We start from the raw sequence: 23,210 nt of genomic DNA, 5'->3' as shown, positions 1-23,210 counted from the left end.
AGCAGAAAAAATGCTTCGCGCGGTGCGTATTCCATTCGTAGGCCGACAAGAGATCCTCGCCGCTCTCAACGGTGAGCGCACTCTCGTGCACCTTCGCCATCAGCGCGTGCTTCCGCCGGCACAGCGAGCAGTCGCAGGTCGTGAGCTCCGTGATTTCTGACACGAGGCTGAACGTCACCGCGCCGCAATGGCAGGATCCCCGATAGGTCGGCATCTTCGTCCCTGTGCTTGTCGATGCGTTCGAGCATCGGCGAGACGCTACCCGCCGTACAACAGACGAATTGCACGCAGGACAATGTTTGGTGATCGCCGCCGCCTCTACCGGGTTGTGATCATTCAGCCATGATCTCCCGCTAGCAGAACCACGCAAAGTTCATGCGTAGTTCATTTCAGGTTCCCTAGCTTTCCAGCGCCAAAACCAGCCAGCCCCCTTCAGGAGGAGACTCTTATGCCAGCATTGCTTCGTCCCGCCCTCACCGCGCTCGGCGTCGCGTGCCTTCTGTCCGCAGCATCGCTTGCCTCCTCCGGCACCGCGTTCGCGCAAGCCAAGCAGCAGACCGCGCCGGCCCCGCAGGCCGCGCCCGCGCAGGCACCGAGCCTCAAGCAGGTCGCGCTGACCGACAAGCAGCTCGACGGCGTGCTCGCCGCGCAGAAGGACATGGATGCGATCACGGAAAAGCTTCCCGAAAACACCGCGCCCGATCAGAAGGTGATCGCGCAGCTCGACGGCGTCGCCAAGAAAAACGGCTTCGCCGGCTACGACGATTACAACAACGTCGTCGACAATATCAGCCTGGTGCTCGGAGGCTTCGATCCCGCGACCAAGAAATATGTCGGCACCGAAGCCGTGATCAAGGCGCAGATCGCGCAGATCCAGGCCGACAAGAAGATGCCGGCCAAGGACAAGAAGGAAGCCCTCGACGAGCTCAACGAGGCGCTGAAGACGCCGGCGCCGGCGATCGAGAACAAGGGCAACATCGATCTGGTCGGCAAATATTACGACAAGCTGGTCGCAGCGCTCGGCGACGACCAGAACTGAGCCGTCAGGCGAAGCCTCCGTCAGCGCTACATCTGCCCCTCGACGGATCGAGCGAGGCCGGCCACACTCACCGCCGTCACGTCGCCCGGCCCCGGCCGGGCGATGTCGAATGAACAGGCGGAGGCTGGGAGGCACAATGAAAAACACCCCGTTCGATCTCACCGGAAAGGTCGCAATCGTCACCGGCTCGAGCCGCGGCATCGGCCGTTCCTCGGCAGAGCTGCTGGCCAGGTTAGGGGCCAAGGTCGTGGTCTCCTCGCGCAAGGCTGACGCCTGCAAGGAGGTCGCCGACGGCATCAACGCGGCCGGCGGCGATGCCATCGTCGTCCCCTGCAACATCGCGCGCAAGGCCGAGGTCGAGGCGCTGATCGCGGGCGCAACCACGCATTACGGCAAGATCGACATTCTCGTCTGCAACGCCGCGGTGAACCCGTATTACGGCCCGCTGCTCGACATCACCGACGAGGCCTTCGACAAGATCATGGGCTCGAACGTGAAGAGCAACATCTGGCTCTCCGCGCTTGCGATCCCGCAGATGGCCGAGCGGGGCAACGGCTCGGTGATCATCATCTCCTCGATCGGCGGCCTGCGCGGCTCCACCGTGATCGGTGCCTACGGCATCTCGAAAGCCGCCGACTTTGCGCTGTGCCGCTCGCTCGCCGGCGAATGGGGCCCGAAAGGCGTCCGCGTCAACTGCATCGCGCCCGGCCTCGTCAAGACCGACTTCGCCCGCGCGCTGTGGGAAGACGAAGCCATGCTGAAGCGCCGCACCGCCACTACGCCGCTGCGCCGCATCGGTGAGCCCGACGAGATCGCCGGCGCCGTGGCCTACCTCGCCTCCGACGCGTCGAGCTTCATGACCGGCCAGACCATCGTCATCGACGGCGGCGTGACGACGGCGGCGGTGTAGCCGTCACTTGTCCCGGCGTAGGCCGTCGCGTTCGCCGAGCGCGCTTTCGATGGCGCGCACGACGATCAGAGCCGATCGCTCGTCGAGATGTACACCATCGGCCCAGCGCAATTGGCCCCGCGGCGGATTGATCGGTAGCCACAGCGACTGATCCGGAAAAGCTGCGTGGACAATCGCCTTGCTCATGGCGACGAGGCGGGAGTCCTCGATCCCGGCCTCGAACGGAATCTCGATCAGGAAGGCACGGGATCCACGCCGCTGGACGTCGTCGATCAGCTCTCTGGTGCGCGCGACATTGACGCGCACCGGCCCTGTCGCCTCACCTTCATTCATCTGTCGCAGCGCCAGGTCGAGATAGGCCTTGTTGTCGAACGTGCTCGGCGGTTCCTTGAGCAGGCGATCCTGCTCGGCGCGAGCCTGTGCGGGATTGGGCGGCGCGTGATTCCACCTCTCATAGGCCGCAACCGCTGTGCGCACGGGGCGTAGGAACGGCGCTTCCGCGCGCGCGCTACCGGAGAATTGTCCGATCAGCTCGCTGTCGGGCTCGCGCGATAGGACGTTCGTCTCGATCAGGATGATCTTCGGCAAGCTCGGCTGTTTCGCGAGGATCTCGAGGACGGTGACCGGCGAGCCTCCGGCCAGCGCGAGATTGCGGAAGCGGGGAAGCGAGAAATATTCCTCCTTGAGACGCCAGGCGACAGAGCTGCCGACCAGCACGACGTCTGGGACCGGCTCTCTCAGATAGCGATTGAGGGTGATGCGGCTGCCGTCGCGGGTCGTGACGGACGGCTGCTCGAGCGCGGAGCCGAACCGCGCCGTGGCAAGACCGCAGACCAGCAGCAGCGCGACGGCTGCAGCCGCACATCTGATCAACCATGGAAGTCCGGACATCTGTGCCATCATCAGAACTGGAAATAGATGAAGGCGGCGTCTGGCCCCGCCTCGAGATAGGCCAATGCCGCAAGCGCACCATAGAGATACGGCTCCCATCGCCGCAACCTGCCACTGGCGAGCGCACCGAGGCCGAGATGCTGGATGAGAACGGGAAGGGCGTAGAGCAGGGCCATGCTACGAAACAGTTTTGTCGGATTGGGATTGTCCGTCGGCGTGAACATGCCTGCGAGGTAGCCGAGCGCGTGATCGAAGCTCGGCAGCTTGAAGAAGATCCAAAGCATCGTCACGCAGAAGAAGACGACGCCCACGCGGGCGACGCGCACGACAGGGCCGGCTTCGCCCAGCACCTTCAGAAACGGCCGCTCGACGACGAGCAGGAGGCCGTGCAGCATGCCCCACAATGCGTAGCTCAGGCTCGCGCCGTGCCAGAGGCCGCCAAGCGTCATCACGATCATCAGATTGAGGCCGGTTCTAGCCGGTCCCTTCCTGTTGCCGCCGAGCGGGATGTAGAGATAGGTCCTGAGCCAAACGGACAACGAGATGTGCCAGCGCGTCCAGAACTCGGAGAACGAAGCCGAGATGTAGGGCAAGTCGAAGTTGACCGGCAGGCGGTAGCCGAACAGCAGCCCGAGGCCGAGCGCGATTGCCGAATAGCCGAAGAAGTCGGCATAGATCTGGTAGCTGTACAGGAACACGAGCAGCCAGCGGTCCTGCGTGGCCACCGTCTCATAGAGCGGATAGTCCATGTAGGACGTCATCTCATTGAGATTGTTGGCGACGTAGAGCTTGAAGAAGAAGCCGGTCAGGATCCATTTGGCGGCTTCCGCGAAATCGACATTGGAGAGCTGTTTGGGGACGATCTGCGGCATAAACTGGCCCGCGCGCGTGATCGGTCCCGACACCAACTGCGGAAAGAAGATGATGTAGAGGAAGACGTCCCGCAGCGGCGGCGGCCGTTTCTCGCGCGTGAGGTCGACCAGAAGGCTGATGTTGTGGAACACGAAGAAGGAGATGCCGATCGGCAGCGGCAGCCGCAACAGGAAATCCACCGGCGCGAAGCCGATCGGGTAAGCTGTGGACGCATCGACGAGCAGAAATTTGTATTTGAAGAACGCCAGCAGCGCGAGATTGAAGACGATTCCAGCCGGCATCCAGATCGCGCGGTTGTCGAAGGCCAGCACCAGACAGAGATGGGTCCCGAGCACGGCGAGGAGCAGCAGAGGCAGCAGCGCTGGCTGACCCGAACCATAGAACACCAGGCTCGCAAGCACCAGCAGCTGGACCTGGAAGCGGCGTAAAGGCGGCAGATAATAGGCGCCGAACACGATCGCGACGAAGAGGCCAAACTGAAAGGAAGTGAATGTCATGTCGCCCCGAATTGCCCGGCCCGGCATGTATCATCTTCGCTCCCGCTGTCCTAGCCTCCCGGCTCGCCCGGGCGGTGCACCGTCAACCGCCTCGGCGGGCGTGGCGGCCTTGACCTTCCCGCTCTAATCCGCTCCTTTTGGCGCAACACAATGAACGCCACCAAGAAAACGCCAAGGTAGCTACCATGTCTTTCGTCCTCGCCATCGACCAGGGCACCACCTCCTCGCGCGCGATCGTGTTCCGCAGCGACATCTCGATTGCTGCGCGTGCGCAAGCCGAGTTTCCGCAGCATTTTCCGGCCTCGGGCTGGGTCGAGCACGAGCCGGAGGACATCTGGACCTCGACCGTGATGGTCTGCCGCGATGCGATCGCGCAGGCTGGCATCAGCGCGAAGGACATCGCCGCGATCGGCATCACCAACCAGCGCGAGACCACCGTGGTGTGGGACCGCGCCACCGGGCAGGCCGTGCACCGCGCCATCGTCTGGCAGGACCGGCGCACCGCCGACATCTGCGCGAAACTCAAGGCCGACGGCCGCGAGCCTGTGATCTCCGAGAAGACCGGCCTGATCATCGATCCCTATTTCTCCGGCACCAAGGTCGCCTGGATCCTCGACCACGTGCCCGGCGCACGGGCGCGCGCCGCGCGCGGCGAGCTGATGTTCGGCACCGTCGACTGCTACCTGCTCTGGCGCCTCACCGGCGGCAAGGTCCACGCCACCGACGCCACCAACGCCTCGCGCACGCTGCTGTTCAACATCCACACCGGCCAGTGGGACGACGAGCTGCTCGAGATCATCGGCGTGCCGCGCTCGATGCTGCCCGAGGTGAAGGATTCGTCCGCCCGTTTCGGTGAGAGCGTGCCCGACCTGTTCGGCGGCGCGATCGCGATCTCCGGCATCGCCGGCGACCAGCAGGCCGCGACCATCGGCCAGGCTTGCTTCCGCCCGGGCATGATGAAATCCACCTACGGCACCGGCTGCTTCGCGCTGCTCAACACCGGCACCACGCCCGTGGTATCGAAGAACAAGCTGCTCACCACGGTCGCCTACCAGCTCGACGGCAAACGTACCTATGCGCTCGAAGGCTCGATCTTCGTCGCCGGCAGCGCGGTGCAGTGGCTGCGCGACGGCCTCGGCATCATCAAGCACGCCGCCGAGACCGGACCTCTTGCTGATCAGTCCGACTCCATGCAGAGCGTCTATCTGGTCCCCGCCTTCGTCGGCATGGGCGCGCCCTACTGGAATCCGCGCGTGCGCGGCGCGCTGTTCGGCCTCACCCGCAACACGGGACCTGCCGAGCTCGCGCATGCCGCGCTGGAAAGCGTCTGCTACCAGACCTTCGACCTCTGGGCCGCGATGCGCGCCGACTGGCCGAGCTCGGAAACCGCCAGCGTCGTGCTGCGCGTCGACGGCGGCATGACCGCGTCGGACTGGACCATGCAGCGTCTCGCCGATCTCCTCGACGCGCCGGTCGATCGCCCCGTGATCCAGGAAACCACCGCGCTCGGCGCCGCCTATCTCGCCGGCCTCAATGCCGGCGTCTATCCCGAGCCGACCAAGTTCGCCGACAACTGGCGCCTCGAGCACCGATTCAAGCCGAACATGAGCGAGGCAACGCGCGAGCGGAAGCTCGCGGGCTGGGCGCGGGCGGTGAAGGGCGTGCTGGCGAGCGACGAGGGGGCGTGAGCGCGCCTAAAGCCGCGATGAAAGTGCGGCGAAGGAACGCGGCCCCAACACTATGGTCGTCCCGGCGAAGGCCGGGACCCATACCCGCAGGGAGAAGTTTTGCGAAAGCTCGGAGTGGGCGTCTTCGCGCCACGAACAGTCGTGGTTATGGGGCCCGGATCTGCGCTTACGCTTGTCCGGGACGACAATGGAGTGTGTAGCGCCGCTCTGGAGCCTCTCGCGATGAATCGGAACAAGCACGAATGATCCTCCCCGACGGCTATTCCGACATCCCCGCCGGCAAGATCGCCGCCGTCGTCACGCATCTTGAGATGACCGCACCTCCTGCGCGCCGTGACGATCCGCCCGGCGCCTGGACCCTGCGCAAGGCCGACGCGCCCGCGCTTCATTGGTATCGCGACCTCTTCCGCCGCGTCGGCGAGGAGTGGTTGTGGTTCTCGCGTGCGCGCATGAATGATGCCGAGCTCGCCGCAATCATCCACGCGCCGGACGTCGAGGTCTACGCCCTGGTCGCGGACGGCCGCGACGAGGGCCTGCTGGAGCTGGATTTCCGCGAGGCCGGCCAGTGCGAGCTGGTCTATTTCGGCGTCACCGCCGGCCTGATCGGGACGGGCGCCGCGCGCTTCCTGATGAACCGCGCGCTGGAGCTCGCATGGTCGCGCGACGTCCGCCGCGTCTGGGTGCACACCTGCACCTTCGACCATCCCTCCGCCGTCGCATTCTATCAGCGCTCCGGCTTCCGCCCCTTCCGCCGCCAGATCGAGATCGCCGATGATCCACGTCTCGATGGCACGGCGCCGCGGATGGCGGCGAAGCACGTGCCGATTATCGAATAGTGCGCGGCTGCCGCCCCACCGTCATTGCGAGGAGCTATTGCGACGAAGCAATCCAGGCTGTTTCCGCGGAAGGATCCTGGATTGCTTCGCTGCGCTCGCAATGACGGAGTGTGGGCGCCGCCCTCGCTCTTCGAATCGGCACATCAACGCGTGATGGCGCCGTAGCCCCGACGGAGCCAAGCGTAATCCCAGACGATGTCCCCGCATTCCGCTCCATGCGCGCTACGCCTCGCTCCTCGCCGTCATTCCGGGGCGCGCCACTTGGCGCGAGCCCGGAATCCATTTTGTCCGCATGAGACGGTGCACGATGGATTCCGGGTTCGCGCTCCGCGCGCCCCGGAATGACGGCAAGCCGCGAATTCGTAGCCCGATGGAACGCAGCGAAATCCGGGGCGGTTTCCCCGCATTCCGCTCCGCTCCATGCGGGCTACGGCTCGTCAAAACAACTCCTGCTTCCCCCTTGCCAGCGAGAACCCGTGCTGCATGGCGTTGAAGCAGGTCAGCCCCGCCTGCTCCGAGCGGCACGTGAACCCCGCCCGCCGCCACACCTCGCCATAGGCGAGCACCGGCAGCGATGGGTCCATCACCGTGTCGCCGGCGCAGATGCGCTCCGCGTTGCCCTTCGCGCTCATCTCGAAGGCGTGGCCGTAATCGAGATCGCAGTCAGCGGGCCGGCGCGGGCGCGTCTCCATGTTCATGATGTCGCAGCGGAGCACGCCTTGCCCGTTGTCGATGAAGAACTGGCAGACGATGTTTTTCGACGGCCCTCGGCGCTTGCGGCGCCGCCCCCGATCAACAGAAGCAGGGTCGATGCCAGGACGACGGCGCGGAGCCCGATCATGCAATCCCGCTTGAGACTAGCCGTCGAACTTCACCGCCGTGGTGTTGGCGCCGCAGAGCAGCACTGCGACGCGCTCGCGGGGTGAGGGACGATAGCGGCCGGACAGTAGCGCGGCAAATGCGGCTGCGCCGCCGGGCTCGGCCACGAGACGCAGGCTCGACCACAGCGCTGCCTGCGCCTGTCGGATCGCCTCGTCGCTGACCAGAACGACCCGCTCGACATGGGCCTGCGCGATCGGGAACATCAATTCACCGACGCGCCGCGGCGCGAGGCTGTCGGCGGCGAGGCCGCCGGCCGGCGCATCGACCGGTGCTCCCGCCGCGATAGCGGCGTGCAGGGTCGGTGACTGCTCCGGCTCGATCGCAACAACACGCGTCCTGCCAGCGTACCACGCCGCGATGCCGCCGATCAGGCCGCCGCCGCCAACCGCCACCAGCAGCGTATCGATGCCGGGCGCGTCCTGCTCCAGCTCCAGGGCGACGCTGCCCTGGCCGAGCAGGGTTTCGGCCTGGTCGTAGGCGTGAACGGCCATCGCACCGGTCCGTGCGACATGCGCTTCGCTCGCGGCGAGCGCATCGGCGTAGCGGCTGCCCGCGATCACGAGTTTCGCACCATTCCCCTTGATCCGCTCGGCCTTGGCTGGCGAGGTGATGTCGGGCACGAAGATCGTGGCGGGGATGCCGAGCCGCTGCGCCGCATAGGCGACCGCCGCCCCGTGATTGCCGCCGGATGCGGCGACCACGCCCGCCTCCGGCACCGGCCGCAGCAGCAGGTTGGCAAAAGCGCCCCGCGCCTTTGCTGCAGCATCTCGAGCTTGAACGTGATGGGCGCCGCCGGCAGGCCGAAATCGGCAAGATCGGCCATAACGAGTGGCGTGCGCCTTATGTGCGGACGAATGACGACCTCGGTCGCCGCAATCCGCTCCCGCGTGATGTCCATTGTCGCTGTCATGATGCCGTTCCCTATAGCGCATCGGAGAGTTGACATCAATTAGGTAATTAGCAAAATGGCTAAATGAAAGTCACTGTCGCCCTGCGCGCGCTGGCCAACGAGCGCCGCCTGCAGATCCTGGACTGGTTGCGGGATCCGCGGAAGCATTTTCGCGAGCAGGCCGATGGCGATCTGGTCGATGACGGCGTCTGCGGATTGCTGATCGCAGAGAAGCTCGGTGTCAGCGCGCCGACCCTGAGCGAGCACATGCGGGTCCTGACCGCCGCAAAGCTGGTGCGCGCCAAGCGGATCAAGCAGTGGACGATGTACAGGCGCAACGAAACCGCGATCGCCGCCATCAAGCGCTCGATCCAGGACGGCCTTTGATCGCGCAGATGTTGCTGCAGGCGACGTTGCACCCGACGCAATGCTCCATTTCCATCTTCTTTCTTGCGCCGAGCCGATCTTGTCGTGGAAACTGACCGGCCCTGCCGTGTTCCAACGAGTGAGCGCGAACCATGTTCCTGATCGGCCAATACGACTCCCCCTTCGTCCGCCGCGTCGCGATTGCGCTGCGGCTTTACGGGCTCGCCTTCGAGCACAGGCCGTGGTCCACCTTCGGCGATGCCGACAAGATCGCGCCCTATAATCCGCTGCGCCGCGTCCCGACGCTGGTGCTTGACGACGGCGAGGCGCTGATCGAGAGCGCGATCATCCTCGAATATCTCGATGAGCTGGTCGGCGAGGGCAAGGCGATGCTGCCGCGCAGCGGCGCCGAGCGACGACAGCACCTGCGCATCTGCGCGCTCGCTTCCGGTCTCGGCGACAAGGCGGTGAGCCTGCTCTATGAGCGCGTGCTGCGGAAGGAGCAGCTTGCGCTGTGGGTCGAGCGCTGCCAGGCGCAGATCGGCGACGTGCTCGGCGTGCTGGACGCCGAGCGCGCCAAGGTGACGACGCCATACTGGCTGGGCGACCGCATTGGCCACGCCGATATCGCGGTGGCCTGCGTCGTGCGCTTTACCCGCGAGGCGCATCCGCAATTGTTCGACGCGGCGCGCTATCCGGCGCTCGCGGCGCATGCCGAGCGCTGCGAGGCGCTGACGCCATTCCAGGAGATCGTGCAGCCGTTGGCACCGCCGATGGGGTGAGCCGCATCAAGCGCCTCTATGCGAACCCGACCTTGATCAGGATTGTCAGGAAAAGACCTCCGACGACCGCGCAGACCGCGGCACCGATCAGCGGCCCCAGCGCGCCCTCCCGGCTCGCAGGCTCCAGCACCGCATGTCCCGGTCGTTCCGGATCGTAATAAACTTTGACGTTCTGCCCGGGACGATATTTCGCTGCGGCCTTTTCGGCGACCTCGCGCAGCCCGGAGATCATGGTGCCGCCCCAATCGACCTCGGTGCCGATGAAGTCGCGCTTGTCGACCCTGTAGGCGTAGCGCAGGTCGACCTGATAGCGGTGCTGGAGCTTGCTGGACCGGGACTTGTCGTCGTCGTCGCTCTTCTCCTCGATGATTTCCTCGATCACGTCGCAACGGGTGACCCTGCCAGCCGCGGTCGGCCAGCGCAGGCTGGCGCTCGCCAGCCGGCGCGTCCGGACATACTCTGCGACGCAGAACACGCCGCCTACGAGCACGATGATCGGCAACGCGAACGCGAACAGCGGAACGCCGTTGTTTGTGTAGAGCACGTGACCCGCGAGCGAATGCGCGGTGAGGGTGGTGGCAATGAAGCCGAACACGATTGTGAACGCCACCAGTGCCGCGACGTTCTGCGCGGCAGCAGGTTCGAGCAACGCCTCGGTCGGTTGCTTCGGATCGACATGGACGTCGACATGCGCGCCGACCGGATATCGTCCGATCAGTTTTGCGGCCAGTACCCTCGTCGTGATGGCGGGGCCGCCGACAAAGACCTTGTCGCTTTCCAGCTCCTGGCCGCCGGCCTGATAGCGATAGCGGATGACAGGCTTGGCGTCGTTCCGATCGTCCGAGGCGTGCGTCGCCGGCTGATCGACCCTTGAGATCGTGATGATGCCCTCCACCTTGTCCCAGCTCCGCGCGGCCTGCATCCGGCCCCGCATGCGGACCAGATTGAACAGCATCAATCCAAACAGCGGCACCGAGATGCCGGCGGCAATCTGCGTCCACATCAATTGTTGGGCGTCCAGCATCCGATTCCCGGCTCCTCGGCGGCGATCGCCATTGGTCGCGGCGAGCGCGCGTTGCGTTCACGGCACTGCCGCCTTTTCGGGAGATCATGCAACCGCTGGTGCCGCCGAAGGCAGTGCTATCGCATGTGACTTCCTGGCGGAGGCCTGAGCGCACGCCTCGTCCTTCGAGACGACCGCTTCCAGCGGTCTCCTCAGGATGAGGCTGAGCGGCATCTTTGCCGGTCGAAATTGCTGCCGCGCACTCCGTCCTTATCCTGAGGGCCCGCCAAAGGCGGGCGTCTCGAAGGATGGGCCGCAGCGCAACGGCCTTAAGTGCGATTGCCCTGCCGCCGAAGGGATGAAGCGCGGGACGCAGGCCTTATTTCCGCGAACAGGGCTTGATCTCGCCCGCCGCGGTCTTCAGGACGATCGGATTGGGCGACAGTCTTATGCCGAAGAACAATTGGGAGCCGGACACCTTGTCGTCCGCCCCCTGATGGACGTCCAGGTCGAGCTTCGCTGCGATCTCGGATGTCAGCTTGGCCTTCTCCTCCATCGAGATCTTGTTGTGATATTTGATCTCGTAGACGACATCGGCCTCGAGGACGGACCGTGTCTGGCATACGACGCCGCCACTCGAAACGTTCTGGGCCACCGCGTCCTCGCATTCCGCCTTCAGCAATGCGTTCCGGGCCGAGATCAGCGACTCGTCGGAAATCAGCAGGATGTTGGCGTTCTCGAGCTTGAGGTTGACCGCTTCGACCTGCTGCATCCCGGCGACAGCCGACAGCTTCTCCCTCACCTCGGCCGAGACGTCGAGTTTCTTCTCGAGCGTTTGCTTCAAGTCCCGGTCGACGGTCCGTGATTTCTGGATCTTGCTGGCCAGGAGCGCAGGGTCGACATCGCAGGTCGGATGCAGTTCCAGCCGGCCGTTGCTCAGATACTCGATCGTGTTGATCGTGCCGGGACCGCCGAACGTGCTCGGCGGTACCACTTCGAAATATCCGGTCTCGGAGAGGATGGCCGTGATCGTCTGCTTCTTGCGCGGGAATCCGGCCCAGACTGCGACCATCACCAGGCCGATCGCGACAAATACCCCGCTACCAAGCCAAAGCCATTTGCGGCTGGTTACTTTCCCGGGCAGCACAACTGACTTCGTTCGCCGCATGGCACGTAGCCTTTCGGACAGTCCGCCGCGGCAATCGTGGGCAGGACGACAAGGGCGATCGCGGCGACGAACAGTGCAATGAACTGCTTCATATGTTCGATCCCAAGCAAACCGTCGGTTTGAAGGTAGTAGGCCGATAGATTAGCGAATCAAGGTTGAGCGGACAAGTGAACGAGTTCACACGCGGCGGGTTCCGTTGATGCGTGGGCCGTTGAGGCGGAGCGTTGCCAAGGGGCACCGCGTTCAAGAATTCGTGCAGCGGTTGGCGCTACATGTAGGCTCCCCAATGTCGTCCTGGCGAAAGCCAGGACCCATTACCCCATGGAGCAGTTTGGCGAAGATTCGTTGTTCGGTATTGCTAGCGATACCCACCGATGGATCACGCGGTATGGGTCCTGGCTTCCGCCAGGACGACACCGAAGGTGTGGTGCGCGCTTCCAACCGACGACGACAGGCACGGTGGGCGATGATCGAATATTACTGGTGTTTTGCCCGACGTCGCAAGCCGCTTCGGTAAGATCGAAATTCCTCAGGCCTTTCAACCCCATCCCTACTGTGCATGGGGTTGTTTTCGCATTTTTGATTTAGAGGCGGGTCTATCCCGCCCCCGCGCGCTTCTTCTGCCAGACGAGGTGCACCGCGCAAGTGCAGCCCGGCGGATGCGAGGCGAGGTCCTTTGACGTCTCGTCGTTCGCCGGCGTCGCCGCGAAGGCCTTGTCGGTCCCCTCTCGCGCCGGGATGTAGTTCAGCACCGGCGCGAGCCAACGCTCGGCCTCCGTGACCGTCATGCCCTTGCGCGCGGCGTAGTCTTCGACCTGATCGCGCTCGATCTTGCCGACGCCGAAATAATAGCTCGCGGGGTTCGCGAAATAGAGCCCGGACACAGAGGAGCCCGGCCACATCGCAAAGCTCTCGGTCAGCTTCACGCCGGCCGTGGCCTCGGCATCGAGCAGCTCGAACAGCGTCGCCTTCTCAGTGTGATCGGGCTGCGCGGGATAGCCCGGCGCGGGACGGATGCCCTGGTATCTTTCCAGGATCAGATCGTCGCAGGAGAGCGCCTCGTCCGGCGCATAGGCCCAGAACTCGCGGCGCACGCGCGCGTGCATGCGTTCGGCAAAGGCCTCGGCGAGGCGATCGGCCAGCGCCTTGCACAGGATCGAGGAGTAGTCGTCGTTCGCCATCTTGAAGCGGTCGGCGACCGCGTCCTCGCCGATCCCGGCGGTGACGACGAAGCCGCCGACGTAGTCGGGCACGCCCGTGTCAACCGGCGCGATGAAGTCGGCGAGCGCCGCGTTGAAACGGCCCTCGCGCTTTTCGAGCTGCTGGCGCAGCGTGTGCAGCGTGGCGATCTGCTTGGTCCGGCTCTCGTCGGCGTACAGCGCGATGTCGTCGCCGACCGCGTTCGCCGGCCAGAAGCCGACGGTGGCGCGCGCCCGGAACCATTTCTCCTTGACGATCAGGTCGAGCATCTTGCGCGCGTCGTCATAGAGCGAGCGCGCGACCTCGCCGACCTTGGCGTCGTCGAGGATCGCGGGGAAGCGGCCGGCGAGCTCCCAGGTCTGGAAGAACGGCGTCCAGTCGATATAGGGCACGAGCTCGGCGAGATCGTATGCGTCAAAGCTCTTGGTGCCGAGGAAGGTCGGCTTCACCGGCTTGTTCGCGGCAAAATCGACCTGCACGCGGTTCTTGCGGGCGTCTGCCAGCTTCAGCCGCTTCTTGTCGGCCTGCGCGCGCAGATGCGCGTCGGAGATCTTGGCGTATTCGGCGCGCACCTCGGCGGCATAGGCCACGCGCTTCTCCGGCGAGAGCAGCGCGGAGGCGACGCCGACGGCACGGCTGGCGTCGTTGACGTGCACGACGGGACCGGCGCGGTAGCTCGGGTCGATCTTGACCGCGGTATGCACGCGGCTCGTGGTGGCGCCGCCGATCAGCAGCGGCAGCTTCAAGCCCTCACGCTGCAATTCGCCGGCAAAGAACGCCATCTCGTCGAGCGAGGGCGTGATCAGGCCGGACAGGCCGACGATGTCGGCCTTCTCCGCCTTCACGGTCTCGACGATCTTGGCGGCCGGCACCATCACGCCGAGGTCGATGACCTCGAAATTGTTGCACTGGAGCACGATGCCGACGATGTTCTTGCCGATGTCGTGGACGTCGCCCTTGACGGTCGCGAGCACGATCTTGCCGGCGGAAGAAGAGCGTTCGGTGCCGATGCCGTTGGCGAGGTTGCGCGCCTTCTCTTCCTCCATGAACGGCATCAGCCAGGCGACCGCCTGCTTCATCACGCGCGCGGACTTCACCACCTGCGGCAAAAACATCTTGCCGTCGCCGAAGAGGTCGCCGACGACGTTCATGCCGGCCATCAGCGGGCCTTCGATGACGTCGAGCGGACGCGACGACGCCTTGCGGGCTTCCTCGGTATCCACTTCGATGAATTCGGTGATGCCGTGCACCAGCGAATGCGACAGCCGCTTCGCCACCGGCCATTCGCGCCAGGCGAGGTCGGCTTCCTTGGTCTGGGTCTTGTTGCCGCGGAATTTTTCCGCGAGCGCCAGCAGCCGCTCCGACGCGCCGGGGTCGCGGTTGAGGATGACGTCCTCGCACACCTGGCGCAGCTCGGGATCGATGTCGTCATAGACGATCATCTGTCCGGCATTGACGATGCCCATGTCCATGCCGGCCTTGATGGCGTGATACAGGAACACCGAGTGCATGGCCTCGCGCACCGGCTCGTTGCCGCGGAACGAGAACGAGAGGTTGGACACACCGCCAGAAATATGCGCGCCCGGCAGGTTCTGGCGGATCCAGCGCGTCGCCTCGATGAAGTCGACGCCGTAATTGTTGTGCTCCTCGATGCCGGTCGCAATCGCGAAGATGTTCGGATCGAAGATGATGTCCTCGGGCGGGAAGCCGACGCGGTTCACCAGGATGTCGTAGGCGCGCTTGCAGATCTCGGTCTTGCGCGCGAACGTATCGGCCTGGCCGACCTCGTCGAACGCCATGACCACGACAGCCGCGCCATGACGGCGGGCGATCTTGGCCTCGTGGATGAACTTCTCCTCGCCTTCCTTCATCGAGATCGAGTTGACGACCGGCTTGCCCTGCACGCATTTCAGGCCGGCCTCGATCACCGAGAATTTCGAGCTGTCGACCATCACGGGGACGCGGGCGATGTCGGGCTCGGCGGCGACGAGGTTGAGGAACGTCACCATCGCCGCTTCGGAGTCGAGCAGGCCCTCGTCCATGTTGACGTCGATGATCTGCGCGCCGTTCTCGACCTGGTCGCGTGCGACTTGCAGCGCGGCCGTGTAGTCGCCGGCGGTGATCAGTTTGCGAAAGCGTGCGGAGCCCGTGACGTTGGTGCGCTCGCCGACGTTCACGAAGGGAATGGCGTCCGTCAGGATGAAGGGCTCGAGACCGGAGAGCCTCAAGCGAGGCTCGATCTCCGGCACGATGCGCGGCTTGTGCGGGGCAACGGCCGCGGCGATTGCGGCAATATGGTCCGGCGTGGTGCCGCAGCAGCCGCCGACGATGTTGACGAGGCCGTCGCGCGCGAACTCGCCGACCAGGCGCGCCATGTATTCCGGCGTCTCGTCATACTGGCCGAACTCGTTGGGCAGGCCGGCATTGGGGTAAGCGCAGACCAGCGTATCGGCGACGCGGCCGATATCGGCGATATGCGCGCGCAGATCTTCGGCGCCGAGCGCGCAATTGAAGCCGATGGTGACGGGTTTTGCGTGCCGCACCGAATTCCAGAACGCTTCCGGCATCTGGCCCGAGAGCAGGCGGCCGGATTTGTCGGTGATGGTGCCCGACACCATCACCGGCATGTCGATGCCGCGCGCTTCGGTGATTTCGGCGATGGCGTAGAGCGCCGCCTTGGCGTTCAGCGTATCGAAGATGGTCTCGACCAGCAGCAGGTCGACGCCGCCGTCGAGCATGCCGCGGATCTGCTCGCCATAGGACTTGCGCAGATCGTCGAAGGTGACGGCGCGGTAGCCGGGGTTGGAGACGTCGGGCGAGATCGAGGCGGTGCGGTTGGTGGGGCCGATGGCGCCGGCGACGAAGCGCGGCTTGCCGTCCTCGGCTTCGACGCGCCTTGCGGCATTGCCGGCGAGGCGGGCGCCTTCGCGCGCCATCTCGTAGACGATGTCGGTGAGGTCGTAATCGGCCTGCGCGATCGAGGTGGTGGAAAAGGTGTTGGTCGCGACGATGTCGGCGCCGGCGCGAAGGTACGCGGCGTGGATGTCCTCGATCGCCTGCGGCTGGGTCAGGATCAGCAAATCGTTGTTGCCGCGCAGGTCGCGGTGGAAGTTCTTGAAGCGCTCGCCGCGGAAGGCGGCCTCGTCGAGCTGGAGGTTCTGGATCATCGTGCCCATTGCGCCGTCGAGCACCAGGATGCGCTCGCGCGCGGCGGCGAGCAGGGCAGTTCGCTTGGGAGAGGTGGGTACGGTCATGGTGTCTTACGCCGCCTTCTGCGCGCTCTTGGCGCGAATGCCGAGCAAATGGCTGATCGCGAACACGAGATCGGCGCGGTTCATGGTGTAGAAATGGAAGGTGTCGACGCCGTGCTTCGCCAGCTTCTGCACCTGGCCGGCGGCGACGGTGGCCGCCACGAGCTTGCGGGTCTCGGCGTCGTCGTCCAGGCCCTCGAATTTCTCCGCGAGCCAGTCCGGCACGGATGTGCCGGCGCGCGTCACGAAGGCTCTCGCCTGCTTGAAATTGTGCATGGGCATGATGCCCGGCACTACGGGGATGTTGATCCCGCGGGCGCGGACGCGGTCGAGATAGCGGAAGTAGAGGTCGTTATCGAAGAATACCTGCGTGATCGCGCGGGTCGCGCCTGCATCGACCTTGGCCTTGAGCGTGTCGATGTCGGCATCGAAGTCGCGCGCTTCAGGATGCTTCTCGGGGTAGGCGGACACAGAAACTTCGATATCGCCGTGGCGCTTCTTGATTCCCGCAACGAGGTCGGCAGAGCTCTGGTAACCGTCGGGATGGCTGGAATAGGGCGTGCCGATGCCGCCGGGCGGATCGCCGCGCAAGCCGACGATGTGGCGGACGCCGACCTCGTGGTAGCGGTCGACGATCTCGTCGATCTCGCCGCGCGAGGCGCCGACGCAGGTCAGGTGCGCGGCCGGCAGCAGCGCGGTCTCCTTGAGGATGCGGGCGATGGTCGAATGGGTGCGCTCGCGGGTCGAGCCGCCGGCGCCGTAGGTCACCGAGACGAATTTCGGGTCGAGCGGGGCGAGCCGGTTGATGGTCTCCCAGAGATTGCGCTCCATCTCCTCGGTCTTGGGCGGAAAGAACTCGAAGGAGATCGCAGGCCGCTTCAGGTGCCCGTCGGCTGTCGCAGGCTTCGTCAGATCAGTCATGGCACCACTCACTCCGGGTCTTCGCGGCCTGCGGTCAGGTCTAGATCAGGAGCCGCTAAGATAAGCCAACGCGGCCGCACTCGACAGCCCATCGGGGATGGGAAATGGCCCACTTGGCCCGGGATGTGTTGAATTTTTGTGCCTTCGGAATGAATTGTGGGAAGTGCGTCAATTCAATAAACTATGTAAAATCAATAATATATTTCGAATTGCGGTAGTCAAATGGTTGATCGTCGCGATGGGCAGGATGGAATCCAGCGTCACGCCAATGTCGTCTGTCCCAACGCTTCGTTTGGCGGGGCGTATCGGCTCGCGGTCCGCACACGCCAGACCTGCGCTGTCTGCCCATTGCCGCCGCGCAGCCCTCCACTACGTTAGCGCGCCATGATCCCGCTCTCAGTCCTTGACCTCTCCGTCGTCACCACAGGCACAAAACCCGCCGCGGCGCTGCGCAACAGCATCGATCTGGCGAAGCATGTCGATGGGCTCGGCTATGTCCGCTACTGGCTCGCCGAGCATCACAACCTCGCCTCCGTCGCGAGCCCGGCGCCCGACGTGATGATCGGGCAGATCGCGGCGGTGACGAAGCAGATCCGCGTCGGCTCCGGCGGGGTAATGCTGCCCAACCACGCGCCGCTGGTGGTGGCCGAGCGCTTCAAGATGCTGGAGGCGCTGTTTCCCGGCCGCATCGACCTGGGCCTCGGCCGCGCGCCCGGTACCGATGGTGCCACGGCCTACGCCCTGCGCAGCCGGCTCGATCGCCGCGAGGGCGACGATTTTCTGGAGCGGCTGCACGAACTGATCTTGTGGGAGACGAGAGAATTTCCGTCAGGGCACCCCTACAACAACGTCGTCGCGATGCCCGACGACACCAAGCTGCCGCCGATCTGGCTGCTCGGCTCCAGCGATTATTCGTCGGAACTGGCCGCGCAAGTCGGCATGGGCTTCGCCTTCGCGCATCATTTTGCGTCCCATGATGCGATTGATGCGATGGTGCATTACCGCAACCGCTTCCAGCCCTCGGCCTGGCGCGCCACGCCGCACGCGATCCTTGCCGTCGCCGTCATCGCGGCGGAGACCGACGAGGAAGCTGAAAAGCTCGCGACATCCTTCGACCTCAATCGCCTGCGCCGCGACCGCGGCCAGTATCTGCCGCTGCCGAGCGTCGAGGAGGCGCTGGCCTATCCCTACTCCGACGCCGAGCGCATCTCGATCGCCCGCAACCGCTCGCGCCTGTTCGTCGGCAGCCCTGCGACCGTGCAGAAGAAGCTCCAGCCGCTGATCGATTCCAGCAAGCCGGACGAATTGATGGTGATCACGGCGGTGTACGACCACGAGGCGCGAAAGAAGTCGTATTCGCTGCTGGCGGCGGCGTTCGGATTGGCGAAGGCGGCGTAAGCACTCACCGTCATTCCGGGGCGATGCGAAGCATCGAACCCGGAATCTCGAGGTTCCGGGTTCACGCTTTGCGTGCCCCGGAACGACGGCATCAATCCTGCTGCGTCTCGCTGAACGTCGCGCGGAACGGGTGCCCCGGGTAAACGCCGACGATGCGGAATTCGCGCGAGAAGAATTTCAGCTCCTCGATCGCGAAGGCGAGGCCCTTGTCTTCAGGATGGCCGTCGACGTCGGCATAAAACTGCGTGGCGAAGAAATTGCCGTCGACCATGTAGCTCTCGAGCTTGGTCATGTTGACGCCATTGGTGGCAAAGCCGCCGAGCGCCTTGTAGAGCGCGGCCGGCAAGTTGCGCACCCGGAAGACAAACGTGGTGACCAGCGGGCCCGACCCTTGCGCGGCCCATTTCGGCTCGCGCGCCAGCACCACGAAGCGCGTGGTGTTGTGGGCCTCGTCCTCGATATCCTCGGCGAGGATGTCGAGGCCGTAGATCTTTGCGGCCAGACGCGAGGCGATCGCGGCGACCGTCTTGTCCTTGCGCTCGGAGATGTCGCGTGCGCTGCCGGCGGTGTCGGCGTGCACGATCGGCTTGATGCCGAGCTTGCGGATGATGCGCCGGCACTGGCCGAGCGCGTGGACATGGCTCTCGACGGACTTGATGTCGGAGATCTTGGTCCCCTTCACCGCCATCAGCTGATGGCGGACCGGCAGAAACCATTCGCCGATGATGAAGAGGCCGGAGGCCGGCAGGAGGTGATGGATGTCGGCGACGCGGCCGGCGACCGAGTTCTCGATCGGGATCATGCCGAGATCGGCCTCGCCCGACGAGATCGCCGACAGGGCGTCCTCAAAGGTGGCGCAGGGCATCGGCTCGGCGTCGGGATAGGCCTCGACGATGGCGATGTGGGAATTGGCTCCGGGTTCGCCCTGGAATGCGATTTTCAGCTTGCTCATGATCGGCCTTGTAGCAGCGGCTCAGGATTTGGAAAGGATGCTGCGGGCGGTTTCGAGATCGGGCGGTGTGTCGACGCCGCGGGGTACGCTGTCGACGATCATGATGTCGATGCGCATGCCGGCTTCCACCGCCCGGAGTTGTTCCAGGCTTTCCTGCAGTTCTAAGGGCGAAGGCGGCAGCGACACGAACCGCTCCAGCGCAGCGCGGCGGTAGGCGTAAAGGCCGATGTGGTGGTAACGCGGTCCGTTGCCGTAAGGGGCCGTCGCGCGGGTGAAATATAGTGCGCGCAGCCGCCGCGGCCCGATCGGCGAGCCGACGGCCTTCACGACGCTCGGCGCGAGGTCCTCCTCCTCGGTGTGGATCTGCGAGGCCAGGGTCACGATGTCGACCGCGGGGTCGGCAAAGGGCGGCAGCACCTCGCGGATGGTCTGCGGCGTGATTGTCGGGAAATCGCCCTGGAGATTGATCACGATCTCGGCCTTGCCCTCGGGGTCGAGCTTCTGCATGGCCTCGTGGATGCGGTCCGAGCCGGAGGGGTGTGTGGCGCGGGTCATCACGGCCTCGCCGCCATGGGCTGCTACGACGGCCGCGATCTCCGGCGTGTCGGTAGCCACAGCGACGCGGCCGATGCCGGCGGCTTCCGCACGGCGCAGCACATGCACGATCATCGGCAGGCCCGCGATATCGGCGAGCGGCTTGCCGGGCAGGCGGGTGGCGGCCATGCGGGCCGGGATCAGCACCAGGATGCGGGGATCGGTCATCGGGTCAAGAGCCTGGAAACGGGGCGTTTTCCGCGCCGAGAAATGGGGTGGGGACGGGTTCAAAGCCGGGTCGCTTATACGGGTTGCCAGACCCCGGGCAAACCGATATCTCAATGGCAAAACTCGGGGGAAAGACAAGGAACGTGTGATTCTCCCGGGGCTCGTCCTGGCGGCCGCCCGGCCGCTCAATCCTTCTCAGCGGTGTGGGGCCTGGCCGGAAATGGACTCTTTCGAACTCAATAAGATTCTCGGTGCCGTGCTCGGCACCTGTCTCATCCTGCTGGTCACGAGCTTCACCGCGAATGCGCTGTTCTCGCCCAAGATGCCGGAAAAGCCGGGCTTCGAGATCGCCGTGAAGGAAGACGCCGGCCACGGCAAGGAAGGCGGCGCCGCCGCTGCGGCTTCCGAACCCATTGAGAAGTTGCTCCAGACCGCCTCGGTCGAGAAGGGCGCTGCCGCCGCCAAGAAGTGCGGCGCCTGCCACACCTTCGAGAAGGGCGGTCCGAATCGCGTCGGTCCGAACCTCTATGGCGTCGTCGGCGAGGCACGGGGCGAGGGCCGCAATGGCTTCAACTTCTCGGCGGCCATGAAGGGCAAGGGCGGCACCTGGACGTTCGACGACCTCAACAAGTTCATCGCCAATCCGAAGGGCTTCATCCCGGGCACCGCGATGGGCTTCGCCGGCATTCCCAAGGATTCCGAGCGCGCCGATGTCATCGCCTATCTGAATTCGCTGTCGGAGCATCCCAAGCCGCTGCCGACGGCGTCGAAGTAAGGCCTTAAAAACCCGTCTTGGAATATGCGGCCAGGCTGAAAAGCCTGGCCGTTTCCTTATCCGGGCCTCGCGAGGTCGTTATCGGGGCGTTTGGCCGCAGCGAATGGCGCGGCGGGCTACCAAGATGAGGAAAAAGCAACATATTCCGTCGAAACCTCGCCTATATTGGGAACTTAAAGGAGTAGCCTCCTTCAAGACAGGAATGTTGATTTGGCCATTACCCGACGCGATCTCCTGCTCACCGGCACTGCGGCTGCAGCGCTCCCCGCCCTCGGTTCCGTCGCGGGCGTTCCCGTCATCGGCACGGCCGCGGCGCAATCTGCCGGAGAAGCGGCTTCAAGCGCGTTCCCTTGGCGCCATGCGTTGTCGCTGTTCGGAAAGGTCAAGTACCCCGCCGACTTCAAGCGCTTCGACTACGTCAATCCGGAAGCGCCCAAGGGCGGGGTCGCGCGCCAGATCGCGGTCGGCACGTTCGACAATTTCAACATCGTCGTCTCCGGTGTGAAGGGCCAGGTTTCCGGAGCCGTCGCATTCATCTACGAATCCCTACTGACGCCCGCGCTCGACGAAGTCTCGACCGAATACGGCGCGCTGGCCGAAGCCGTCAGCCACCCGGACGATTTCTCTTTCGTCACCTATCGGTTGCGGTCACAAGCCAAATGGCATGACGGCAAGCCGGTGACCGCGGATGACGTGATCTTCTCGCTCGATTCCTTCAAGAAGCACCATCCGATGTACTCGGCGTACTACAGTCATGTGGTGAAGGCCGAAAAGGTCGGCGAGCGCGAGGTCAAATTCGTGTTCGACGCGCCGGGCAATCGCGAGCTGCCGCAGATTGTCGGGCAGCTCACGGTCCTGCCGAAGCACTGGTGGGAGGGAACGGACGCGCAGGGCCGCAAGCGCGATGTTTCCGCCACCACGCTCGAAGTGCCGCTTGGCTCCGGCCCCTACAGGGTCAAGGAATTCGTTGCCGGACGATCGATCGCGCTCGAGCGCGTCAAGGACTATTGGGGCCGCGACCTGCCCGCCAATGTCGGCCGCAACAATTTCGACGAGCTGCGCTACGAGTATTTCCGCGACGCCACCGTCGCGATCGAGGCTTTCAAGGCTGACCAGGTGGATTGGCGCACCGAGAACAGCGCCAAGAACTGGGCGACTGCCTACGACTTCCCGGCCGTCACCGAAAAGCGCGTGATCCTCGAGGAGTTCGCAAATCGCAGCTCGGGCGTGATGCAGGCCTTCGTGCCGAACCTGCGCCGCGCCAAGTTCAGCGATCCCCGCGTGCGCCGTGCGCTCAACTACGCGTTCGATTTCGAGGAGATGAACAAGCAGATATTCTACGGCCAGTACAAGCGCATCAGCAGCTATTTCGACGGCATCGAAGATCTCATGGCGACCGGCTTGCCGCAGGGCAAGGAGCTCGAGATCCTCGAAACCGTCCGCTCCGAGGTCCCGCCCGAAGTCTTCACGACGGCCTACGCCAATCCGGTTGGCGGCAGTCCGGAAGCCGTTCGCGACAATCTGCGCGAGGCGCTGCGCCTGTTCAAGGAGGCCGGCTATGAGGTGCGCGACCGCAAGCTGATCGACGTCAAGACCGGCACACAGTTCTCCGTGGAATTGCTGAATTCCGATCCGAGCTTCGAGCGGATCACGCTGTTCTACAAGCCGTCGCTGGAGCGGCTCGGCATCGCCGTCAGCGTGCGGACGGTCGATCCCACCCAGTACGAGAACAGGACACGCGAGTGGGATTTCGACATCGTCACCAACTCGTGGGGCGAGTCGCAGTCGCCGGGCAACGAGCAGCGCGAATTCTGGTCGTCCAAGACGGCCGACATCGCCGGTTCGCGCAACATTGCCGGCATCAAGAATCCGGCGATCGACAAGCTGATCGAGCGGGTGATCTACGCCAGGGATCGCGACGATCTCGCCGCAGCGACCAAGGCGCTCGATCGCGTGCTGCTGTGGAATCACTATGTCGTGCCGCAGTGGACCTATACGAAGGTGCGCACCGCGCGCTGGGACCGCTTCGGCCGGCCGTCGGAATTGCCCAGATACGGTCAGTCCGGCTTCCCGTTCATCTGGTGGTACGACGCAGACAAGGCGGCGCGGATCGCAAAGAAGTCGTGA

19 protein-coding genes and 1 pseudogene (1 of these 20 cut by a window edge) are annotated in these 23,210 nt (G+C 64.7%); 9 read left to right on the top strand and 11 right to left on the bottom strand.

Features of this window, described 5'->3' with window-relative positions; translation table 11 throughout:
• On the bottom strand, positions 1-214 hold the start of the coding sequence (locus tag AAFG50_RS38295) for a GFA family protein (protein ID WP_049832490.1). The gene continues 236 nt to the left of window position 1, outside the view; 214 of the gene's 450 nt are visible here — the first part of the coding sequence; its start codon is at positions 212-214; its stop codon lies beyond the left edge, outside the window.
• Positions 215-448: 234 nt separating this feature from the next.
• Between AAFG50_RS38295 and AAFG50_RS38290 the strand changes: the two genes are divergently transcribed.
• Positions 449-1,039, top strand: coding sequence for a hypothetical protein (locus AAFG50_RS38290; RefSeq protein ID WP_011084225.1), 591 nt, complete (start codon positions 449-451; stop codon positions 1,037-1,039).
• 136 nt (positions 1,040-1,175) lie between these two features.
• Positions 1,176-1,949: an SDR family oxidoreductase gene (locus AAFG50_RS38285; RefSeq protein ID WP_028173526.1), complete on the top strand. Its 774-nt coding sequence runs from the start codon at positions 1,176-1,178 to the stop codon at positions 1,947-1,949.
• Positions 1,950-1,952: 3 nt separating this feature from the next.
• Here the strand turns inward: AAFG50_RS38285 and AAFG50_RS38280 are convergent, their stop codons facing one another.
• Complete coding sequence (locus AAFG50_RS38280; RefSeq protein ID WP_131234208.1) at positions 1,953-2,840, bottom strand: hypothetical protein; 888 nt, start codon at positions 2,838-2,840, stop codon at positions 1,953-1,955.
• A gap of 11 nt (positions 2,841-2,851) precedes the next feature.
• Positions 2,852-4,210 carry an MBOAT family O-acyltransferase gene (locus AAFG50_RS38275; protein WP_028173524.1) on the bottom strand — a complete coding sequence of 453 codons (1,359 nt, stop codon included), beginning with the start codon at positions 4,208-4,210 and terminating at the stop codon, positions 2,852-2,854.
• 185 nt (positions 4,211-4,395) lie between these two features.
• Here AAFG50_RS38275 and glpK point away from each other — a divergent pair, with 185 nt between their 5' ends.
• Both glpK and AAFG50_RS38265 read left to right on the top strand, forming a co-directional pair.
• Positions 4,396-5,898: a glycerol kinase GlpK gene (glpK, locus tag AAFG50_RS38270; protein ID WP_011084227.1), complete on the top strand. Its 1,503-nt coding sequence runs from the start codon at positions 4,396-4,398 to the stop codon at positions 5,896-5,898.
• A 242-nt stretch (positions 5,899-6,140) separates the two neighbouring features.
• Positions 6,141-6,734 carry a GNAT family N-acetyltransferase gene (locus tag AAFG50_RS38265; protein WP_028173523.1) on the top strand — a complete coding sequence of 198 codons (594 nt, stop codon included), beginning with the start codon at positions 6,141-6,143 and terminating at the stop codon, positions 6,732-6,734.
• A gap of 437 nt (positions 6,735-7,171) precedes the next feature.
• On the opposite strand, the gene AAFG50_RS38260 is transcribed toward AAFG50_RS38265, so the two are convergent.
• Together AAFG50_RS38260 and AAFG50_RS38255 are read right to left on the bottom strand one after the other, a co-directional pair.
• A complete protein-coding gene (locus AAFG50_RS38260) occupies positions 7,172-7,579 on the bottom strand; it encodes a DUF6636 domain-containing protein (RefSeq protein ID WP_231166600.1) in 408 nt (135 codons plus the stop codon).
• A 12-nt stretch (positions 7,580-7,591) separates the two neighbouring features.
• A pseudogene (locus AAFG50_RS38255) lies at positions 7,592-8,562 on the bottom strand (threonine/serine dehydratase).
• Positions 8,563-8,589: 27 nt separating this feature from the next.
• Here AAFG50_RS38255 and AAFG50_RS38250 point away from each other — a divergent pair.
• Both AAFG50_RS38250 and AAFG50_RS38245 read left to right on the top strand, forming a co-directional pair.
• Complete coding sequence (locus AAFG50_RS38250) at positions 8,590-8,892, top strand: winged helix-turn-helix domain-containing protein (RefSeq protein ID WP_011084231.1); 303 nt, start codon at positions 8,590-8,592, stop codon at positions 8,890-8,892.
• 131 nt (positions 8,893-9,023) lie between these two features.
• Complete coding sequence (locus AAFG50_RS38245; protein WP_028173522.1) at positions 9,024-9,653, top strand: glutathione S-transferase family protein; 630 nt, start codon at positions 9,024-9,026, stop codon at positions 9,651-9,653.
• Between the two features lie 16 nt (positions 9,654-9,669).
• Here AAFG50_RS38245 and AAFG50_RS38240 read toward each other — a convergent pair whose 3' ends face one another.
• The 4 genes from AAFG50_RS38240 to metF all read right to left on the bottom strand — a co-directional run bounded on the left by AAFG50_RS38240 (position 9,670) and on the right by metF (position 17,196).
• Positions 9,670-10,677, bottom strand: a complete 1,008-nt coding sequence (locus AAFG50_RS38240; protein WP_028173521.1) for a DUF3592 domain-containing protein — start codon at positions 10,675-10,677, stop codon at positions 9,670-9,672.
• A 358-nt stretch (positions 10,678-11,035) separates the two neighbouring features.
• On the bottom strand, positions 11,036-11,824 hold the full coding sequence (locus tag AAFG50_RS38235; protein ID WP_028173520.1) for a hypothetical protein: 789 nt from the start codon (positions 11,822-11,824) through the stop codon (positions 11,036-11,038).
• A 596-nt stretch (positions 11,825-12,420) separates the two neighbouring features.
• Positions 12,421-16,278, bottom strand: a complete 3,858-nt coding sequence (gene metH, locus AAFG50_RS38230; RefSeq protein WP_028173519.1) for a methionine synthase — start codon at positions 16,276-16,278, stop codon at positions 12,421-12,423.
• A 6-nt stretch (positions 16,279-16,284) separates the two neighbouring features.
• Positions 16,285-17,196: a methylenetetrahydrofolate reductase [NAD(P)H] gene (metF, locus tag AAFG50_RS38225; protein WP_028173518.1), complete on the bottom strand. Its 912-nt coding sequence runs from the start codon at positions 17,194-17,196 to the stop codon at positions 16,285-16,287.
• Positions 17,197-17,580: 384 nt separating this feature from the next.
• On the opposite strand from metF, the gene AAFG50_RS38220 reads away from it, so the two are divergent.
• Positions 17,581-18,594 carry an LLM class flavin-dependent oxidoreductase gene (locus AAFG50_RS38220; protein ID WP_011084237.1) on the top strand — a complete coding sequence of 338 codons (1,014 nt, stop codon included), beginning with the start codon at positions 17,581-17,583 and terminating at the stop codon, positions 18,592-18,594.
• A 91-nt stretch (positions 18,595-18,685) separates the two neighbouring features.
• Here the strand turns inward: AAFG50_RS38220 and AAFG50_RS38215 are convergent, their stop codons facing one another.
• Positions 18,686-19,546, bottom strand: coding sequence for a prephenate dehydratase (locus AAFG50_RS38215; RefSeq protein WP_028173517.1), 861 nt, complete (start codon positions 19,544-19,546; stop codon positions 18,686-18,688).
• A gap of 21 nt (positions 19,547-19,567) precedes the next feature.
• The gene (locus tag AAFG50_RS38210) at positions 19,568-20,308 is read right to left on the bottom strand and encodes a 3-deoxy-manno-octulosonate cytidylyltransferase (protein WP_028173516.1); all 741 of its coding nucleotides are present in this window, start codon (positions 20,306-20,308) and stop codon (positions 19,568-19,570) included.
• 220 nt (positions 20,309-20,528) lie between these two features.
• On the opposite strand from AAFG50_RS38210, the gene AAFG50_RS38205 reads away from it, so the two are divergent.
• Both AAFG50_RS38205 and AAFG50_RS38200 read left to right on the top strand, forming a co-directional pair.
• The gene (locus AAFG50_RS38205) at positions 20,529-21,083 is read left to right on the top strand and encodes a cytochrome c family protein (protein WP_011084240.1); all 555 of its coding nucleotides are present in this window, start codon (positions 20,529-20,531) and stop codon (positions 21,081-21,083) included.
• A 210-nt stretch (positions 21,084-21,293) separates the two neighbouring features.
• A complete protein-coding gene (locus AAFG50_RS38200) occupies positions 21,294-23,210 on the top strand; it encodes an extracellular solute-binding protein (protein ID WP_028173515.1) in 1,917 nt (638 codons plus the stop codon).

The sequence above is a fragment of the Bradyrhizobium sp. B039 genome, assembly GCF_038965675.1.
Classification (GTDB): Bacteria; Pseudomonadota; Alphaproteobacteria; order Rhizobiales; family Xanthobacteraceae; genus Bradyrhizobium; species Bradyrhizobium diazoefficiens.
The sequence above is the reverse complement of the archived record's forward strand: the minus strand, read 5'-3'. Positions and strand labels throughout refer to the sequence as shown.

Coding starts and splice junctions, on each gene's coding strand:
- AAFG50_RS38250 (WP_011084231.1), top strand. CDS start 8,590: ATGAAAGTCACTGTCGCCCTGCGCGCGCTGGCCAACGAGCGCCGCCTG.
- AAFG50_RS38290 (WP_011084225.1), top strand. CDS start 449: ATGCCAGCATTGCTTCGTCCCGCCCTCACCGCGCTCGGCGTCGCGTGC.
- AAFG50_RS38205 (WP_011084240.1), top strand. CDS start 20,529: ATGGACTCTTTCGAACTCAATAAGATTCTCGGTGCCGTGCTCGGCACC.
- metF (WP_028173518.1), bottom strand. CDS start 17,196: ATGACTGATCTGACGAAGCCTGCGACAGCCGACGGGCACCTGAAGCGG.
- AAFG50_RS38275 (WP_028173524.1), bottom strand. CDS start 4,210: ATGACATTCACTTCCTTTCAGTTTGGCCTCTTCGTCGCGATCGTGTTC.
- AAFG50_RS38285 (WP_028173526.1), top strand. CDS start 1,176: ATGAAAAACACCCCGTTCGATCTCACCGGAAAGGTCGCAATCGTCACC.
- AAFG50_RS38280 (WP_131234208.1), bottom strand. CDS start 2,840: ATGTCCGGACTTCCATGGTTGATCAGATGTGCGGCTGCAGCCGTCGCG.
- AAFG50_RS38245 (WP_028173522.1), top strand. CDS start 9,024: ATGTTCCTGATCGGCCAATACGACTCCCCCTTCGTCCGCCGCGTCGCG.
- AAFG50_RS38220 (WP_011084237.1), top strand. CDS start 17,581: ATGATCCCGCTCTCAGTCCTTGACCTCTCCGTCGTCACCACAGGCACA.
- AAFG50_RS38210 (WP_028173516.1), bottom strand. CDS start 20,308: ATGACCGATCCCCGCATCCTGGTGCTGATCCCGGCCCGCATGGCCGCC.
- AAFG50_RS38215 (WP_028173517.1), bottom strand. CDS start 19,546: ATGAGCAAGCTGAAAATCGCATTCCAGGGCGAACCCGGAGCCAATTCC.
- glpK (WP_011084227.1), top strand. CDS start 4,396: ATGTCTTTCGTCCTCGCCATCGACCAGGGCACCACCTCCTCGCGCGCG.
- AAFG50_RS38265 (WP_028173523.1), top strand. CDS start 6,141: ATGATCCTCCCCGACGGCTATTCCGACATCCCCGCCGGCAAGATCGCC.
- AAFG50_RS38240 (WP_028173521.1), bottom strand. CDS start 10,677: ATGCTGGACGCCCAACAATTGATGTGGACGCAGATTGCCGCCGGCATC.
- AAFG50_RS38235 (WP_028173520.1), bottom strand. CDS start 11,824: ATGCGGCGAACGAAGTCAGTTGTGCTGCCCGGGAAAGTAACCAGCCGC.
- metH (WP_028173519.1), bottom strand. CDS start 16,278: ATGACCGTACCCACCTCTCCCAAGCGAACTGCCCTGCTCGCCGCCGCG.